General features: G+C 67.8%; 17 protein-coding genes. 10 read left to right on the plus strand and 7 right to left on the minus strand.

Features of this window, described 5'->3' with window-relative positions; all coding sequences use genetic code 11:
• Nucleotides 1-261 precede the first annotated feature (261 nt).
• The 3 genes from QH168_RS21695 (at nt 262) to QH168_RS21705 (ending at nt 3032) form a co-directional block, all read left to right on the plus strand.
• Nucleotides 262-1761, plus strand: coding sequence for an MFS transporter (locus QH168_RS21695; protein ID WP_280236602.1), 1500 nt, complete (start codon nt 262-264; stop codon nt 1759-1761).
• Nucleotides 1762-1788: 27 nt separating this feature from the next.
• A complete protein-coding gene (locus QH168_RS21700) occupies nt 1789-1932 on the plus strand; it encodes an ATP-grasp domain-containing protein (protein ID WP_280236823.1) in 144 nt (47 codons plus the stop codon).
• Between the two features lie 233 nt (nt 1933-2165).
• Nucleotides 2166-3032, plus strand: a complete 867-nt coding sequence (locus QH168_RS21705) for an alpha/beta fold hydrolase (RefSeq protein ID WP_280236603.1) — start codon at nt 2166-2168, stop codon at nt 3030-3032.
• Between the two features lie 213 nt (nt 3033-3245).
• Here the strand turns inward: QH168_RS21705 and QH168_RS21710 are convergent, their stop codons facing one another.
• Nucleotides 3246-4073, minus strand: coding sequence for a mycofactocin-coupled SDR family oxidoreductase (locus QH168_RS21710; RefSeq protein WP_280236604.1), 828 nt, complete (start codon nt 4071-4073; stop codon nt 3246-3248).
• A gap of 1 nt (nt 4074) precedes the next feature.
• Nucleotides 4075-4872, minus strand: a complete 798-nt coding sequence (locus QH168_RS21715) for a mycofactocin-coupled SDR family oxidoreductase (RefSeq protein WP_280236605.1) — start codon at nt 4870-4872, stop codon at nt 4075-4077.
• 194 nt (nt 4873-5066) lie between these two features.
• Here QH168_RS21715 and QH168_RS21720 point away from each other — a divergent pair, with 194 nt between their 5' ends.
• On the plus strand, nt 5067-6116 hold the full coding sequence (locus tag QH168_RS21720; protein ID WP_280236606.1) for a ferredoxin--NADP reductase: 1050 nt from the start codon (nt 5067-5069) through the stop codon (nt 6114-6116).
• A 76-nt stretch (nt 6117-6192) separates the two neighbouring features.
• Nucleotides 6193-7605: an MDR family MFS transporter gene (locus tag QH168_RS21725; protein ID WP_280236607.1), complete on the plus strand. Its 1413-nt coding sequence runs from the start codon at nt 6193-6195 to the stop codon at nt 7603-7605.
• A gap of 73 nt (nt 7606-7678) precedes the next feature.
• On the opposite strand, the gene QH168_RS21730 is transcribed toward QH168_RS21725, so the two are convergent.
• Together QH168_RS21730 and QH168_RS21735 are read right to left on the minus strand one after the other, a co-directional pair.
• On the minus strand, nt 7679-8674 hold the full coding sequence (locus tag QH168_RS21730; protein WP_280236608.1) for a hypothetical protein: 996 nt from the start codon (nt 8672-8674) through the stop codon (nt 7679-7681).
• Between the two features lie 167 nt (nt 8675-8841).
• Entirely contained in the window at nt 8842-9420 is a 579-nt protein-coding gene (locus QH168_RS21735; protein ID WP_280236609.1) for a dihydrofolate reductase family protein, read from the minus strand.
• Nucleotides 9421-9708: 288 nt separating this feature from the next.
• Between QH168_RS21735 and QH168_RS21740 the strand changes: the two genes are divergently transcribed.
• The 3 genes from QH168_RS21740 to QH168_RS21750 all read left to right on the plus strand — a co-directional run bounded on the left by QH168_RS21740 (nt 9709) and on the right by QH168_RS21750 (nt 13047).
• Entirely contained in the window at nt 9709-10788 is a 1080-nt protein-coding gene (locus QH168_RS21740) for a DoxX family protein (RefSeq protein WP_280236610.1), read from the plus strand.
• Between the two features lie 376 nt (nt 10789-11164).
• Nucleotides 11165-11662: a DUF3558 family protein gene (locus QH168_RS21745; protein WP_280236611.1), complete on the plus strand. Its 498-nt coding sequence runs from the start codon at nt 11165-11167 to the stop codon at nt 11660-11662.
• 164 nt (nt 11663-11826) lie between these two features.
• Nucleotides 11827-13047, plus strand: a complete 1221-nt coding sequence (locus tag QH168_RS21750) for a PucR family transcriptional regulator (RefSeq protein ID WP_280236612.1) — start codon at nt 11827-11829, stop codon at nt 13045-13047.
• Between the two features lie 39 nt (nt 13048-13086).
• On the opposite strand, the gene QH168_RS21755 is transcribed toward QH168_RS21750, so the two are convergent.
• Entirely contained in the window at nt 13087-13467 is a 381-nt protein-coding gene (locus QH168_RS21755) for a hypothetical protein (RefSeq protein ID WP_280236613.1), read from the minus strand.
• A gap of 241 nt (nt 13468-13708) precedes the next feature.
• On the opposite strand from QH168_RS21755, the gene QH168_RS21760 reads away from it, so the two are divergent.
• Nucleotides 13709-14491, plus strand: coding sequence for a M50 family metallopeptidase (locus QH168_RS21760; RefSeq protein WP_280236614.1), 783 nt, complete (start codon nt 13709-13711; stop codon nt 14489-14491).
• Between the two features lie 101 nt (nt 14492-14592).
• Here the strand turns inward: QH168_RS21760 and QH168_RS21765 are convergent, their stop codons facing one another.
• On the minus strand, nt 14593-15369 hold the full coding sequence (locus QH168_RS21765; RefSeq protein WP_280236615.1) for a siderophore-interacting protein: 777 nt from the start codon (nt 15367-15369) through the stop codon (nt 14593-14595).
• A gap of 150 nt (nt 15370-15519) precedes the next feature.
• Between QH168_RS21765 and QH168_RS21770 the strand changes: the two genes are divergently transcribed.
• Nucleotides 15520-16737 (plus strand): phthiocerol/phthiodiolone dimycocerosyl transferase family protein, encoded by a 1218-nt coding sequence (locus QH168_RS21770; RefSeq protein ID WP_280236616.1) that lies wholly within the window; start codon nt 15520-15522, stop codon nt 16735-16737.
• Here the strand turns inward: QH168_RS21770 and QH168_RS21775 are convergent.
• The gene (locus QH168_RS21775) at nt 16718-18232 is read right to left on the minus strand and encodes a metallophosphoesterase (protein WP_280236617.1); all 1515 of its coding nucleotides are present in this window, start codon (nt 18230-18232) and stop codon (nt 16718-16720) included. The genes QH168_RS21770 and QH168_RS21775 overlap by 20 nt on opposite strands.
• Between the last annotated feature and the right edge of the window lie 106 nt (nt 18233-18338).

Consider the following 18338-nt stretch of genomic DNA (forward strand, 5'->3'; position numbering starts at 1 on the left):
GTTGGCATGCCGAGGCCCCCGTGGACATCACTGTCCACGGGGGCCTCGGCGTTTCACGGCCCGAGCGCGATTCAGAACAATGTGATACACGCAAAAACCGCAGATCATCAATAGTTTTCACTCCAGCAACATGCCTATCAGTCATATTCATGTCCCATTGTGTGGGATCTTCGATTCTGCGACACGCCCGGAGAAAGTGTGATGTCGGTTACGCATTCCGAACGATCGGCGAATGCGAGAACCATCCCGAAAGGACCGCTCATGGTCGCTCCCACCCCACCACCCGACACCGCCGAGCGCTGGACTCCACGGCTGATCTTCTCGCTCGCCTCGATCGTGCTGCTGCTGGAAATGCTCGCGGTGAGCTACATGATGATCTCCACGGCGCTGCCGTCGATCGCCGCGCACTACCAGACCACCCAGGGCGCCTGGCTGCTGACGTCTTTCCTGCTGGTCGGAGCCGTCACCGCACCGCTGATCGGCAAACTGGCGGATATGTACGGCAAGCGCAAGGCCCTGCTCGGCTGCATCGCCGTCGCCGCGGTGGGATCGTTCGTCTCCGCGATCGCCGGTAGCTACGCCGTCCTGATCGCGGGCCGCGCGCTCACCGGCCTGCTGGTCCCCTGCCTGTTCCTGAGCTACTCGCTGATCCGGGATGTGTTCCCGGCGAAGACGATCGCACTGGCCGTCAGCATCGCGACCAGCGGGATGGGGCTGATCGCGATCCCCGCGCCGTTCCTCACCGGCTGGCTGATCGATGATTTCGGGTTCCGCAGCATCTTCTGGTTCTTCGTCATCGGTCTCGTGGTTCTCGGTGCGCTGATCTTCGTCACCACCGCCGAATCGCCGGTGCGGCTGCGGTCGCGTATCGATCTGCTCGGTGCCGTTCTGCTCGGCGGCGGTATCGCGGGCATCCTCATCGCGGTGAGCTTCGGGCCGACATGGGGCTGGCGCGACGGATCCACCCTCGCCTACCTCGCCGGTGGCGTGGTGCTGCTGCTGGCGTGGCTGACGACGGCGCGGATGATCCGCGAGCCGCTGATCGACCTCGATGTGCTCGGCCGCCGCCCGGTGCTGCTGACCACGATCGGCGCCGGACTCTGCTACGGATCGAGCGGTCTGTTCACCATCCTGTTGCCGATGCTGGCGATGACACCCGCCGTCCTCGGGCTCGATTACGGATTCGGCGTCACCGCGGAGGGTTTCGCGATCTTCCAGGCTCCGATCGGGCTGATGGTCGTGGTCGGTGGTGTGCTCGTCGGCCTGCTCGTCGGCCGCCGCGATGTCCGGCCGCGCATCCTGATGACCTGCGGCATGCTGCTGATGGCCGCCGGGTTCACACTCACCGCCGCCGTACACGACAGCAAACCGCTGCTCATCGCGTTCGCCGGCATCTTCGGCACCGGTATGGGCATGGCCTACGCGGCCATCCCCAACCTGCTGATCGAGGCGGTGCCCCCGCAACTCCAGGCCAGCACCGCCAGCATCGTCGGGGTATCGCAGAGCGTCTTCCCCGCCGTGCTTCCGGTCATCGCGTTCACAGTCATGAACAACTCCTACATCGCGCCGATCCCGCCGGAAATGACCCAGGGCGCGGTGTTCTACCTCGACAAGGGCTTCACGATCGCCTTCCTGATCGGCGCCGCGACCGCACTCATCGGCGCCGCGGTCGCCGCCGCACTACCACGCCGCATCGTGCAGGTGTCCGCGCCGAGCAAGGTGGCAGGCAGCGGGGAGGAAGGGCTGGTGTTCGCTCACTGAGTCGTCGTCGCCGGGCCGGTCGCGTGGATTACGCGACCGGCCCGGACCCACCTCGACCTCCCCTTCGTCACCGCCGACTTCGTCCAACACACCGACGGCCGTTGGCGCATAGTCGAACTCGGCGACGCCCAGGTCAGCGACCGCCCCATCACCATGCCACCGAGCAGCTGATCGACGCCCTGCGCACACACATCGCCGCCTGAGGCCCTCGCGCTGGGATCGCCCGCGCCACATTTCCACGGCCGTCACCTTCCCTGGCGCATGTACGTACGCCTCCGCCTCCGGTCGGGATGTCGCGTGCAGCGGCGGGCGACGACGCCTTGTCCGCTCACCGGGAGGAGCGGCCCCCGCCTACACACCGTGGATGGCAACGTGGACCGGACGACTGAGATGGAGGTTGGGATATGACGTCGGACGACCTGAGCTATGCGGGCACGTTGCGAGAGGTTCGGACCGAGGCCGGGGTGTTGCGGTATCACGAGGCCGGGGATGGGCCGCCGTTGTTGCTGTTGCACGGGTCGGGGCCCGGCGTGACGGGGTGGCGGAATTTTCGGGGGAATCTCGGGGTGTTCGCGGAGGATTTCCGGTGTCTGATCCTGGAGTTTCCGGGGTTCGGGGTCAGTGATGACTTCGGGGGGCATCCGATGGTCACCGCGCTGGAAGCGGTGGTTCGGTTCGTCGAGGCGCTCGGGCTGGATCGGGTCGACATCATCGGGAACTCGATGGGGGGCGGGGTCGCGCTGAATTATGCGATCGCGCACCCGGAGAAGGTGGGCAAGCTGGTCACCATCGGTGGTATCGGCAAGAACATCTTCAGTCCCGGTCCGGGTGAGGGAATCAAACTGCTCCAGGAGTTCACCGAGAACCCCACGCGGGCACGGCTGATCGAATGGCTGCATTCGATGGTCTACGACCCGGCCTTGGTCACCGAGGAACTGATCGAGGAACGCTGGACTCAGGCCACCGATCCGGCCACCCTCGACAGCGCGCGCCGCATGTACAGCAAGGCCGCGTTCACCGCCATGGTCCGCGCCATGGAGGTCTCCGACACTCCCCCGCCGTGGGCGATGTTGCACAAGGTGCAGGCACCGACCCTGGTGACCTGGGGGCGTGACGACCGGGTGAGCCCGCTGGATATGGCGCTGATCCCGATGCGCACCATTCCGCGAGCGGAACTGCATGTGTTCCCCCACTGCGGGCATTGGGCGATGATCGAGCAGAAGGATGCGTTCGAATCCGCGGTGCGCGCGTTCCTGCTTCGCAAGGAATAACCGAGCCGATACGAACTTCGGCTCCACACCATGGTGTGGAGCCGAAGTTCATTTCCGGGCGGATCCCCCTGTGTACAGCAGCATTTGGTGTGGTCGATATCCCGGCGCGGTGTCCGTGTACCGGCCGCCGCGCCAGGCCCCGATCCGCACGATCGCGGACCGGGCCGACACTGCGCCCGAGCCGAGCGTGCCCTGGCGCGCAGGACGAGCGCGCTATCGCTGGGTGCTACCCGCGTCCACCGGCAAGGTCACGGCGGTGATGTAGCGCGCCTCATCGGAGGCGAGAAACAGTGCCGCGTTGGCGATATCGACCGGCTCCACCCACGGAATCGCCAGCATGTTCATGGTCACGGCGGCCTCGGCGAATTCCTCGCGCGTCGGATGCTCGAGGTCGGGGCGGAAAGCCCTGCGCACCATATCGTTCTGGATCATCGGGGTATCCACATTGGTCGGATGCACCGAGTTGACCCGCACCTGGTGGGGGGCCAGCTCCTTGGCGAGTGAACGCATCAGACCGACCACACCGTGTTTGGCCGCGGTGTAATGGGCGACGCCGACGAGTCCGCGCAGCCCGGCGATCGAGCTGGTCAGGATCATCGACCCACCGCCACGTTCGATCAGATGCGGGGTCGCGGCCTTGCAGGTCTGCCAGACACCGGTGAGGTTGACATCGAGCATCGTCTGCCAGGCGGCTTCGCTCAGCTCCAAGGCCGGTGCGCTGGAGGTGATCCCGGCGGTCGCACAGACGATATCGAGGCCGCCGAGTTCGGCGACGGCGGCATCGGTGGCCGCGCGCAGCGCTTCACCGTCGCGCACGTCGACGGTCGCGGCGACGACACGTCCGCCGGCCGCCTCGACCGCTCGCGCGGTCTGCGCCAGATCGTCCTCGGTCGCCGGTGGAATGATCACCGTCTCGACCGGAGCGCAGATATCGAGCGCGACGATATCGGCGCCTTCTTCGGCCAACCGCACCGCCTGCGCGCGACCGATGCCTCGCGCCGCGCCGGTGACCAGCGCGACCTTGCCTGAAACCCGTCCCATGTCACACCTTCTGAGTCAGTCCGGCATCCACGACGAGCTGGGTTCCCGTGACATAACGGGACTCGTCGGATGCGAGAAACACCACCGCATTGCTGACGTCGACCGGATCGACCCACGGCACGGGCAGCAGATTGCGTTGCGCGAGCGCCTCGGCCGCGTCTTCCTCGGTCGGGTTCGCCAGATCCGGGCGCAGCTTCGCGAATACGCTCTCGTTCAATATCATCGGCGTTCCAACGGATCCGGGATGCACCGTATTGACCCGGATCCCCAGCGGGCCCATCTCGTTGGCGAGCGTGCGCGCCAAACCGACCACGGCGTGCTTGCTGGCGGAATAGTGTGCCGAGCCCGCACCACCCTTGAGGCCGTTGGTGGAGCTGATGATGACGATGGACGCGCCGTTCGGCAGATACGACGCCCCGGCGCGCACAGTGTGCCAGACACCGGTGAGGTTGATATCCAGGGTGCGCTGCCAGGCGGCATCGGTCAGCTCCCACGAGGGGCCGAGATCGGCATAGATTCCGGCATTGGCGACGATCACGTCGAGGCGGCCGAGCCGTTGCGCACCCTCGGCGACCGCGGCGTCGAGCGATTGCTGATCACACACATCGGCGAATCCGGTGACGCATCGCCGCCCGAGCGCTTCGACCTCCTTGGCCGTCGTGGCGAGATCGTCGGCCGTCCGGTCCAGGTCCACGGCGATGATGTCGGCGCCTTCTTCGGCCAGCCTGCGGCAGTGGGTGCGACCCATCCCACCCGCTGCGCCGGTGACCAACGCGACCTTGTCCTGCATACGGTTCATGGGGCGCTCCCGGGGAATCGACTGCTCACCGGCGTGACGGTAGAGCGGTGCGGACCGCGGTGACACGCGTCGTCCCGGTGAGCGGGCGGTCGGCGACGGCCTCCCGGCCATCGGGAACGACCCGTCTCGGGAATGCGCGCATCGGTGAGCATAGCGGTGGACGCCCACCGTATTCGTGACCGCAGGAGGATGAAGTGACCACGGCGACTGTTGACCTACCGCGCAGTTCGCGCGCGGTGACGCTGCGGGTGGCGTCGGTGATCGAGGAGACCGCCGACGCCAGGTCGCTGGTGTTCGATATCCCCGCCGAGGCCGCGGACCGTTTCCGCTATCGTCCGGGACAGTTCCTGACCTTGCGTATCCCCAGCGCACAGACCGGGTCGGTGGCTCGCTGCTATTCGCTGGCCAGTTCACCGTTCACGGGTGACGCACCGAAGGTCACCGTGAAGCGCACCGCCGGTGGCTACGGCTCGAATTGGTTGTGCGACAACGTCTCCGTCGGCGATACGCTCGAAGTGCTGCCGCCTTCGGGAACGTTCTCCCCCGCATCGCTTGCGGCCGACTTCCTGCTGTGGGCGGCGGGTAGCGGTATCACGCCGGTCATGTCGATCCTGCGGTCGGCACTGGCCGAGGGCGAGGGCCGGGTGGTGCTGTATTACGCCAACCGCGATCAGGATTCGGTGATCTTCGCCGATGAACTGCGGGAATTGGTGAATGCCCACCCCACGCGGTTGACCGTGGTGCACCGGCTGGAATCGTTGCAGGGCCTGCCGACGCCCGCGCAGCTGGCGGCGTTCGCCGAGCCGTTCGGCGAGTACGAATCGTTCATCTGCGGCCCTGGACCGTTCATGACCGCGGTCGGCGAGGCGCTGACCGGTTCGGGATGGCCGCGCGAGCGGGTGCACACCGAAGTGTTCACCTCGCTGTCGGGCGATCCGTTCGCCGATATCGAAGAGGTCGCCGACGAGGAGGATTCGGCCAGCGTCGCGGTCGAACTCGACGGTGAGGTGCACCAGATGAACTGGCCGCGCTCCCGGACTCTCGTCGACATCATGCTGTCCAAGGGCCTCGATGTGCCCTACTCCTGCCGGGAAGGTGAATGCGGTTCGTGCGCGTGCACCGTCCTCGAAGGCGAAGTGGATATGCCGCCGAGCGCGATCCTCGACGAGGAGGACATCGAGGCTGGCTACATCCTGGGCTGTCAGGCGCGACCGCGCACTGATCAACTGAAGATCCGCTTCTGATGCGAGCACGCGGAATATTCCCGGTACGGCGGCGTTCGTTCGAGATGGTTACTCGAACGAACGAAAGGGGCCGCCGATGGTGACCGATACGGCGGAATCGGCGGTCGGCCTGCGTTCGGAGCGCGGGGCGGTACTCGGCTCACTGATGCTGGCCACCTCGCTGGTGGCGCTCGACTCGACCATCATCGCCACCGCGGTCCTCACCATCACCGAAAGCCTCGGCGGATTCGCCCAGTTCCCGTGGCTGTTCTCCATCTACCTGCTGGCCCAGGCCGTCACGGTGCCGATCTACGGCAAGCTCTCCGATATCGTCGGCCGCAAACCGGTGATCCTGTTCGGGATCGCCGTCTTCGCGGTGGGGTCGCTGCTGTGCGGGCTGGCGGGCAGCATGCTCGGATTGATCATCTTCCGCGCGATCCAGGGCGTGGGTGCCGGTGCCATCCAGCCGATGACGATGACCATCGCGGGCGACCTCTACAACCTCGCCGAACGCGCCAAGGTGCAGGGCTATCTGGCCAGCGTATGGGCCATTTCGTCGGTGGCGGGACCGCTGCTGGGCGGTGTGTTCGCCGAATACATCGGCTGGCGGTGGATCTTCCTGATCAATCTCCCGCTCTCGGCGCTCGCGGGCTGGATGCTGCTGCGGAATTTCACCGAGACCGCACCGCGGCGACGGCAGCGCGTGGACTATCTGGGCGCCATGCTGCTCACTGTGGGTGCGGGCGCGCTGATCCTCGGACTGCTCGAGGGTGGGCAGGCGTGGGCGTGGCGGTCACCGGCGAGTATCGCGATCTTCGCCGGTGGTGCGGTGGTGCTCGGGTTGTTCGTACTCGTCCAGCGCCGCGCCGAACATCCGATCCTGCCGCTGTGGCTGTTCACCCGGCGGGTGGTGGTGGCCAGCAGCGCCGTCTCGCTGATGGTCGGCGCCCTACTGCTCGGGTTGACGAGCTATGTGCCGACTTTCGCTCAGGGTGTCTTGGGCACGGGCGCGCTGGTAGCCGGTCTGACCGTCGGCGCGCTCACGCTCGGCTGGCCGCTGGCCGCATCGCAGGCCGGGCGGGTATATCTGCGGCTGGGCTTCCGCACGACGGCGCTGATCGGTAGCAGCCTGGCCGCCGTCGGTGCGGCGTCGACGCTGCTGATCGGCGAGCAGAGCCCGTTGTGGCAGGTCGCCGCCTCGTGTTTCGTGATCGGATCCGGTATGGGTCTGGTGGCGACACCGACGCTGATCGCCGCGCAGACCAGCGCGGACTGGCATGAACGCGGCGTGGTGACCTCGGCGAACATGTTCGCCCGATCGCTCGGCAGTGCCGTGGGTGTGGCGGTGTTCGGTGCGATCGTCAACGCGCGTCTCGGCGGCGCCGACAGTCCGGCGCCGGACACACTCGCGGCGGCCGTGCATCTGGTGTTCATCGCCGTGCTGGTGATCACCGTGTTGACGGTGATCACCAGCACCATGATGCCGCGACGGACGGGCGACAAGCTGTGAGCCCGTTCCGCGTCTGATCAGTCCTCGCACCGTGGTGCCGCACGAAACCCATTGCGGCACCACGGCCCGAGCGTCAGAACTCGGCGCGCTCGGCCGACAGCAGCTCGACCCGCTCGGCGGCGTCGAACTCGATCACCTGCCGGACCCGCGAATCGGCGACCGGACCCAGATCGGCGACCACCACACCCTCGGCGTGCTCCACCGACTCGACCACCGCGTCCAGCACGACGCCGTCGGCGGAGGCGACGCGGATGTGGTCGCCCACCATGAGCGCATCGGCGCGCACACCACCACCCTCGGTATCGCGCGGGCCGTAGATCCCGCAGTAGGTGCGGCCCGCGACATCCCCGACCCCGCGCTGAGCGATGGTCCACCACACCGGGGCGGCGCTGTCGCCCGCATTGCGCCGATGCCAGCGCAGCACCCGGTCCCTACCCGCTTCGGCGGCGGCACGGGATTCGTGCACCGACACATGCCGTTTCACCGGTGCGCTGCGTGGACGCACCGTGCCCTCGGCGCCGTCGACCACGAGCACCCAGCTGGCGGAGGTGTCCTGATCGCGACCGGCGCGCACTCGTTTGGCCAGCGCCTGCCCCGGTGTCGCACCGAGCCGGTCGGCCACCTCGCCCAGGCTCTCGGCCATGCCCAGCGCCCGCAGGAATTCCGCGACCGCCAATTCCGAGGTTCGCAACCGCTGGGCCAGCACCGGCATCGGGGTGCGGTCGCGCCAGGCCTCGCGGGCGGTGTGCTCGTCCTCGGTGAGCCACAGCACCGAGGGGCTGTGCTGATGATGTTCGACCACCACCGACCACCAATCCCACTCCGGCTCGGCCACCAGCCGATCCCGCACCCAGGCCGCGCGCTCGTTCGCGCGGACCCGCTCACCAGGGGGCACGAAATTGCGCAACGCCGCCTGCACGGCCGACGGTGTGCGGCCCAATTCGTCGGCGATGCCGCGCAATCCGATCCCGGCCCGTAGCCGCGCCGCGAGCAACCGGAACTCCGATTCCCGCCACGAAGCGCCGTGCTGGCGCGGCGGCACCAACCGATCGTGTCCGTTGTCGTACATGGACAGAACCCCCGTTCCATCAGGTATCGGCGCCGAATCCGCACACGAAGTCCGGGCCCTGCGCCGACTGTTTCTCACTGCACCAGAATAGTCGAGGGGTCCGACAGAAAACGGCCCCGATGAACGCGTAATCCGATGTCCCAGAACATCTTCTGCGCAGATTCGACTCAGCCGTGCAGCGTCGGTCGGTAGACGAGTTCTTGGATATCGCCGTCCAGTGTCCGGCTCTCGATCAGCTCGAGATCGAAGTCGGCGCCACCTTCGAAGATGCGGTCGAGTCCGGTCTTTCCGGTGATCACCGGGAACAGCGTCACCTGGACACGGTCGACCAGACCCGCGGCCATCAGCGCCCGGTTCATCGACAGGCTGCCGTGCGAGCGCAACGGCACCGCGGACACCTTCTTCAGCTCGGCGACGATATCGACGGCGTCACCGTTGGCGATGGTCGCATCCGGCCAGTCGAGCGGCCCTTCCAAGGTGGTCGACACCACCGTCGCCGGCAAGCTCCGCATCCGGGTGACCCAGGGGTCACGAACCTCGGACTCGGGAGTGCTCGAGGCCAGCATCTGTGCGAACAAGCGGTACGTATCGGCTCCGAAGACCATTCGCTGTTCTTCGGCGTAGGAGGCGAGGCGGTGGTCGAGTAATTCGGGACCTTGTTTTCCCCAGTAGCCGGTCCAGTCGCCGCCCGCGGCGCCGTAGCCGTCGAGGCTGGAGAAGACGTCGAAGGTGTAGGTAGCGGTCATGGTGCCCTCCTCGAGTGCAATGGATCGCGTATGTGAGTACAGACCGGCGGTCATGGCAGAACTCATCGCCGCCCGCGGCGGCGGATCGGTCCACACGCGCCGATTCGGCTCGGTCATAGCGGGTATACGCGGTGGTACGGTCGGAATCACCTGGTAGACGGGCCGACGATGTTGTCGCACGGGTCCGTCGCCGGTCCGCGACGACCCATTGCCGCGGCTTCGCCAGAGTTCGACCGCACGATCGACACTCCCGAGGAATCGACACTCCCGAGGAAAGGGGTTACCACCATGCTGATCCGCAGGCTCGCCCGACCGCTGCTGGCGAGTGCCTTCGTCGTGGACGGCGTCGACACCCTCATGCACCCGGAGTCGCGGGTGAAATCGGCGTCGGCGGTGGTGCAGAAGGGGCAGCAGTCGCTGCCATCGGATATGGCCGACAAACTCCCCAGCGATCCGGGTGTGCTGGTCAGGGCGACAGCGGTGACGCAGGTCGCCGGTGGGGCGATGCTCGCGCTCGGTAAGGCGCCGCGGCTGGCCGCGCTGGCGCTGGCCGCGACCGTTGTCCCGGCCACCGTCACCCAACAGGACTTCTGGGCCGAATCCGACCCCGACCGCAGGGCCGCCAAACGGACCGCGTTCCTCAAGGATGTCAGCCTGCTCGGCGGGCTGATGATCGCGAGCGCCGATACCGCGGGCAAACCGTCGCTGGGCTGGCGCGGCAGGCGTGCGGCGAAGAGTGCCGCCACCGCGGTGGGCGCTGCGTTGCCGTTCGGGGCGTCCGCGCACGACGGGAGCGGTGAGGCGTTGCGGCAGCAGCTCCAGCATGCGGCCGAACGCGGGCGCGAGTTCGCGGGAGTCGCGGCCACCAAGGGAGCGGCATTGGCCGAGACCGCGCAGGAGCGGGCACCGGAATGGGCCGAAACCGCACGTCATCGTGGTGCCGAACTCGCCGAGGCGGCCCGACACCGTGGGGCCGCATTGGCCGAGACCGCCCAACACCGCAGCGCTGCGCTGGCCGAGACCGCCCAGCAGCGCGGGCCCGAGCTGGCCGAAGCGGCCCGTCAGCGTGGCGCGACGCTCGCGGGTACCGCGCAGCAGCACGGGCCCGAATGGGCCGAGGTCGCCAAATCACGCGGCACCGAGTTCGCCGATATCGCCAAACATCGCGGCGCCGAGTTCGCCGATGTGGCCAAACATCGCGGTGCGGAATGGGCCGAAACCGCCCGCCACCGTGCCGCGGAACTGGCCGCAGCCGCGCGCGAACAGGGCGCACAACTGGCCGAATCCGGCGCCCAGGCCGCCGAAACGGCACGCGAGCGCCTGGAGCCGAACAAGCCCGAGCGCCGGTTCTGGCGTCGCTCTCGATAGCCGAGACCGCCGCTCGTTTCACATATCGGGACCCTCGAGTGAGCGGACGTACGACCGCCCGTCGACCTACGGCCAGCGAGCGGTGCGTACGTCCGCTCGCTGGCCGTTCCCCCGGCCGTGCCGCGCACAGGTCCGCGAACTACACGGATTCGGAGACTACTGCGGAAGTCGCCTGCTCACGCGAATCTTGTGCGCACGGCGGCCCGGTCGCGGGCGCGCGCCATCCGGACGCCATGTTCCGCCCGGGCCTTGCGTCACGACGCCGAACATGCATGCGCCGCATCTTTTGTTGCAGGATCAATCTCGCTCCGTCGCCGCCTGTGAACCAGCACAAGCGAGGTGTGCGTGATGCCCATGGCTCGTTAGCATCCGCGCCATGATTCGACTGGCGGCGGTAGTGATCAGCGCGGGCCTGCTCGCGACGGGATGCGGTGCCGAGGACGACAGCACCACGGCGGCGCCCTCCTGGGATCCGTGCACCGTCTCCGATCAGTTGATCACCGAGGCCGGGTTCGTCGCCGGTTCCAAGCGCAGGGATGTCGCCGCCGGCGCCGACGACTCGTGGGCGGGATGCGGCTGGAGCAGCGCCGACGCCGCCGTGCGCATCCTGTTCGCCGACGACACCGCGCTGTCGCGGTTGCGCGACGAGCCAGGCATCATCGAGCCGACCGACACCACCGTCGCCGATCGGCCCGCTCTGCGCTTCCACAGCTCCGGCGGCGATCCCGCCACCAGCTGTTCACTCGCCCTCGGTACCGCCGACGGCGGGGTGGTTCGGGTCCGGGTGGACCGCGGCGCCGATCCGGGCGGGGAGCCGACCTGTACCCGGGTCGAGCACATCGTCACGGTTCTCGCACCCGCCCTACCGGGCTGAGCCCGTTCACCGACGCCACGAGTCCACACGCCTGTGATGGCTCACAAACAAAGACGTTCGTAGACTCGTGCCCGCCCAATCCACTCGGAAAACTCCCCGGTTGCGGTGGAGGGCTGGCTAGCGTATTACCGCACAGTCGCAACCGGGGGGTAGAAGGAGTCACTATGGCCGTCGACAGCGCGATGCGAGCAGCACTCACGGTTTCCGGACAGCCGATGTCGGCGCCACTCCAGGATGTTCGCAATCTATCGCGGCAGATGGTCGGCCATTTCGTCGAGAACGTGGTGCCCTGCGGCACCCTGCCGGGCGACGCCATCTACGGCGATGTCACCACCATCACCCGGGTCTGTCTCGAGCTGGCGGTGAGCATGCTCGACGGGCGCGACATCCCGGAGAAGACCCGCCGCCTGGAGAACGCCGCCGCGGGCTGGGCGCGCGAAGGCGTGCCGATCGACACCATTCACCACGCCATCCACGAAGGGTTCAAACTCGGTTTCGATCTGGTGGTGTCGAACGCCTCGGTCACCGACTACTCCAATCTGGTCGACGGCGCCAAACTCGTTGTCGAGATGCTCGACCGGATGACCTCGGCGATCTCCATGGCCTATGTGCGCGAATTGCGCGCGGTCGTCAGCGAGCACCACACGGCGGTGCACACCCTCACCTCCGCACTGCTCGGCGGGCACAGCACCTCCACCATGGCCCGCGAATGCGGTATCGAGATCGCCGAGTCGTACACCGTGCTGGCGATGGCGATCCCCGCCCATCCCGACGAATCCGACGCGACGTTGGACGGCAAGGTCGTGGCCCGCCGCAAACTGCGCCGCGTACAGGCCGAGCTGGCCACCCGCTGTGGGGAACGCGCACTGTCGCTGCTGAGCGTCGACGGCGGCACCATCCTCGTGCCGAGCACGACCTTCTCCGATGAGGAACTCGACGAACTCGTCGCACAGCTCTCGCGCGCCGCACAGGTGCCCATCACCGCCGCGGTGGTGGAATCGCCGACCTCGACGATCCCCGGCGCCGCCGACCAGGCACATGAACTGCTGGACATGGTGCAACGACTGCGCTGTGTGCGCGGGCTGTACCGGTTCGACGATATGGCACTGGAGTACCAGCTCACCCGCCCCGGACCGGGCCGGGAGTATCTCGGTTCACTGCTCGACCCGCTCGACGATCATCCGGAGCTGCTCGAGACGTTGCAGCGGCACATCTCCAACAACCTCAACCGGCAGCGCACCGCGAGGGTCATGCATATCCACACCAACACCATCGACTACCGGCTCAAACGCATCGCCCAACTCACCGGCTTCGATCCGACCCAGCCCTCGGGGCTGTGGTATCTGCGTTCGGCGCTGGTCGCCCGCACCTACCGTTCGGCGTGATCGGCTGGCGACGAGCGCCTGGGTTGCCGACCCTCGCGGCTACGCCGATCGCAATTGCGCCACGTAGGCGCGCGATACCGCCGAGGTCAGCGTGTCGAGCAGATCCACGATGAGGCATTCGTCGCCGCCTCCGGTGCCGAATCCGAGGCGGCGCCGACCCGGATCGCCGAGCCCGAGACCGGCTTTGACGCTGTCGTGGATGACGTGCTGGATCGCCTCCAACGGCACCTGTTCCCTCGCGCAGCGCGCCGCCGCCCGCTCCAACCGCGCCATGACCCGCCGCGACGAGGGGTCGGAATCATCGAGCAATATCAGGGCCATATCGAGACCGAGACCGAGCGCGGTGCCGAAATCGCTTTCCGCGCGGCGCGCCACCGGGGAGTCCCGTGCCGTCGTATCGAACGGGACATCCTCGCTCATCGCATTCCCTCCACCGAACCACCACCGACCCGACGAACGTATCCCTGTCTATCCGTCCATCCGGTCATATCGAACGGACTTCGGCTATCCGCCGAATCGACGCGCCGAACAATTGTGAAACGTCCCATTCACACATATCTCGCTTCGTGGCATTCCGACAGTGCCGTAACCGCCGTTCGACCAGCGCTCCCCCGGTCCAGGGCAAGCTGCGAAGCTCGGCCGGGTCGATTAGGGTGCGGCGGTGGATACAGCCGAATTTGTCGACCGTGGCAGCTCGATCGCGGATCGACTGACGACGACGCAGGCGGCGCCGCCGTCGTGGCTGGTGCTCGGCGCCGCCGCGGTGGCGCTGGTACTGGTGGGATACGGACCGCTGTGGCGGCTGACGCGCAATGTGGTGACGATCGCGCACGAAGGCGGTCACGCGCTGGTGGCGCTGCTGACCGGGCGCAGGCTCAACAGCATCACCCTGCATTCGGACACCTCGGGGCTGACGGTCTCGAGCGGTAAGCCCTACGGGCTCGGCATGATCCTCACGGCGTTGGCCGGATATCCGGCACCGGCCTTGCTCGGCCTCGGGTTCGCCGCACTGCTCGGCGCGAACCGGATCACGCTCATGCTGTGGATCGCCATCGCCGCCCTGGCCGCGATGCTGATCATGGTGCGCAACGTCTACGGGGTGGTCTCGGTATTCGTTACCGGCGCACTGGTTTTCGGCGTCTCCTGGTTCGGCTCGGATACCTTGCAGGCCGGGTTCGCCTACCTCGCCACCTGGTTGCTGCTACTGGCCGGGATCCGGCCGGTGATCGAATTGCAGCGGACCCGGTCCGGGCGCCGCTCGGCCGAACTCACCACCGACGCCGATCAGCTCGCGCGGCTGACCCGGCTGCCCGGACTGCTGTGGGTGCTGGTGTTCGCGACCGTCAGCCTCGGCGCACTCGCCCTCGGTGCCGGACTGCTGCTGTCGGCGACGGCCGGGATCTGTCTGCCCGTCCTGTCCGACAGCACCTGCGTTCCCGCCTGATCGGTCACGGTCGCACCACGCGAGCCATCCCGGTCAGGCGACACCGATTCCGCCTGACCGGTCGAATGCCGAGGGCACCGGGCAGTGGCAGCCGATCGGATCTATCCGACGGATTCGGCCGCGGCGAGTTCGGACTTCCAGACCCGGAAGCCCTCTTCGGTGCGGCCACGCCGCCAGTATCCGGAGATGGACGCGAACTCGGCGGGCACACCACGTTCCTTGCGGATGTAGCGGCGCAGATTGTGCATCACCGCCTGCGCCTCGCCGTGGATGAACACATTCGCCTGGCCGGGCAGCCACTGCGCCGCACGCACCGCGGCGATGATCGGAGCGTTGTCACCGGCCCGGTCCTCGCCCACCTCATGAGCGGCGGCGCCGCGGTGGATCCAGTTCACCTCGAGCTGCGCCTTGGAGTCGAACACGATCTCGTCGGCGGCATCGGTCACCTCGAGGAACACCTTGGCCGTCGCACCGTCGGGCAGCGCCTCCACCGCCGCCGAGATGGCGGGCAGCGCCGACTCGTCACCGGCCAGCAGATGCCAGTCGGCGTCCGCGCGCGGTGCGTACGCACCGCCCGGTCCGAACATCGTGATCTGTTCGCCCACAGCCACATTCGCCGCCCACGGACCGGCGATCCCCTCATCGCCGTGCACCACGAAGTCGATCGCGATGCGACGGGCCACCGGATCGTAGGACCGCACCGTATAGGTGCGCATCACTTCACCGTCGGGACGGTCGAAGAGCAGCTTGACGTAGGCGTCGGTGAATTCGTTCGGCGTGAATTCATCGAAACCGGGGTCGCCGAGATGGACCCGGACGAAATGCGGGCCGATCTGTTCGGTCCCGACAACGGTCAAGGTCGTGCGCTTCCTGGCCATCCAGCCTCCCTCGGCGAGTTAGGTTTACCTAACCGAACGATACACGACCGTCCGGCCGGCCCGGCTCCACCGCATCGTGGCCGGTGAAATCCCCGGCCGCCCCGCTGTTTTGGGATAGTCTCACAGCAGGTCACCGGGGAAGGCATCACAATGACCGCAGCCACTGTTCTACGCCCTTTGGCGCCGAGTGAGCAGATTTTCGCATTCGCGGAGGTCTTCGTCGGATATTCGGCCCGGGTGTCGGGCCGACTCGATCCGGCGGCGTTGGCGGTGGCCTTCGACGCGGTGGTCCGCGCCCATCCGATGCTCGGCGCGCGACTGATGCCGATCGACGACACCGCTCATGTGATGCTGGCACCAGACGGCGACCCACCGCGGCCGACCATCACCGATGGCACGCCGGAACAGCTGCTGACCGGCGCCGATCCCGATCAGCGGCGCTCGGCCTGTGAGCTGTGCGTGGTCCGCGACGGCGACACCGCGAGCGTGACGCTGCTGACCCATCACAGCATCGCCGACGCCGTGCATTCGCTGGCGATCTTCGCGCGGCTGTGGCGCGGGTATCGGGAAGCGGCCGCCGGTCGGTCGCCGGTGGTGACCGAACAGCCGTATCCGGCGTCGGTGGAGGACCTGCTCGGCGCGCGCGGTATCGCGAAACGTCCGGTGCGCGGTCCGACGGCCCCGCCCCTGCCCGCCACGGTGCCGACCTCGGCCGCCGAGGACGCCTATCCCCCGCTGATCACCACCCGCTGTCGGTTGAGCCGGGCCTCGACCGCCGCGCTCATCGGGCTCGGCCACCGGACCGGCGTCACCGTGCACGGCTTGGTGTCGGCGGCGCTGCTGCTCGCTGAAGCGGAGACGCGCGGGGTCCCGGTGAATCGGCTGCACTACGCGTACTCGGTGGATCTGCGTCCCCGACTGAGCCCACCGGTCGGTCCCACCGAAGCCACCAATGCCCTCGGCTACACCTCCTACCGGCCGGGCGCCGACCACTCCCTGGTCGGCGTGGCCCGCGGCATCCGCGCGGCGCTGCGCGCCGACCTCGACTCGGGTTTCCTCCAGCAGACGCCACTCCAGATTCCCGAGATGGCCGCGGCACCACCGGACACCGTGATCGCCACCAACTGGGGCCGGATCCCGCCGCTGATCGCTCCCGACGGGCTGCGCATCACCGACTTCCGCTCCACGATGATCGCCAAACGCGATCGCACCGGGCGGCGGCTGCAACAACCGGGCGGCGGCACCACGATCATCAGCACCTTCGACGACCGGTTGAGCGTCGAGGTTCATCATCCACCGACCTTCCGCGCGGAGCAGCTGCTGCGCATCGCCCGGATCGGCGCGCTGCTCAACGGGGCGGCGGACTGATCCGGTCGCGGACGGTGCGCAGTTCGAGCACGGTGATATCCGAGGGTGCGGCCACCCGCACCGGTGGCCCCCAGGCGCCCGCACCGCGGGTGACGTAGAGCTGGGTGTCGCCGTAGCGTTCCAGCCCCGCGACCGTGGGGTTGGCCAGTTCGGCGATCAGATTGCCGGGGAAGAGCTGGCCGCCGTGGGTGTGGCCGGACAGTTGCAGATCCACCCCGTGATCGACGGCGTCGTGGATGACGACGGGTTGATGCGCCATCAGCACCACCGCTCGCGCGGGGTCCCGGCCCGCCAACGCCGCGGCCACATCGGGGCCGCGGCCCTCGGCTTCGCCCTCGACGTCGTCGACACCGGCCAGATCGAATCCCTCCAGTTCGACGCGACTGTTCATCAGGACCCGCATCCCGAGTTCCTGCACATGCGCGACCCACTCGTCGGCGCCGGAGTAGTACTCGTGATTGCCGGTCACGTAGTAGGTGCCCAGGCGCGAACGCAGATCGGCCAGCGGCGCGACGGTCGACCGCAGATCGGCCACCCTACCGTCGACGAGATCGCCCGCCACCGCGATCAGATCGGGTTTCGTACCGTTGACGGTGTCGACGACCTGCCGGGTGAACGAACGCCCGAGCGCCGGACCGACGTGCAGATCGCTGACCAGGGTGAGCCGGAACCCGTCGACCTCCGGGGGAAGTTTGGGCAGCAGGACGGTCATCCGTTTGACGGCGGGCCCGCTGAGCACGTTATGGGTGCCGAGACCGACCGTGCCCACGGCCGCGGCGATGGCCGCACCACCCAGTACGCGCGAGACGAACAGTCGCCTGGACACCGTGGGCTCGGATGCTTCGGCGGTGGGCTCGGTTGCCTCGCCTTCACCATCCGATATCGGGTCTGCCTGCGATTTCGCGACCGACGCCGCGGGGGTACGGCCGGGTTCCGATTCGGCGGTCGTCACCGCAGAGACGGTCCCGGCGGCCTCCGCGCCAGCACCGTCGATACCGCTGTCCGGTGTGGGTTCGGTCCGCGAGTTCGTGAACGCGGCATGGGAATCCGTTCCCGAATCCGCCACGGCACGCACCGGTTCGGTCGCGTCCGTACCCGCGGTTCGGGTGGCGGAATCGGCCGCATCGTGCTGCGCCGCCGCGGCCGAGCGCGTGGAATCCGCACCGTCGCCGCGTACCCCGTCGTACCAGCGCATCACCAGGGGCCGCAGCAGCTCCCCTATCAGCACACCGATCAGCAGATAGATGACCAGGGCCGCCCACAGAAACCCCGGCCACGCGACGGCCCGGATGAAACCCATTGGCGCCCGCGCCAATTGCCCGACCAACGCGGCGACCATCAGTCCCGCGCCGAGCACGATCAGGCCCGTTCCACACCAGCGGGTCACCGATCCGGGCCGGGTGGTGTCGCGGACCAGGCGCCGCCACAGATACCAGTGCAGTGCACCGAGCACCGACAGCGCGACGAGACCCATCAGAACCGAGACGACGATCACTGGTGCCTTTCCAACATGCCGGGCATTCGCGTAGACGAACCTACGCGATGCCCCCACATGTTCGATGGGCAAGTACCGACGACGTCCCACCGTCGGCCGCGGCGCG

Origin of the sequence: Nocardia cyriacigeorgica (assembly GCF_029868385.1) — a bacterium.
In the GTDB taxonomy this organism is placed as follows: Bacteria; Actinomycetota; Actinomycetes; order Mycobacteriales; family Mycobacteriaceae; genus Nocardia; species Nocardia cyriacigeorgica_F.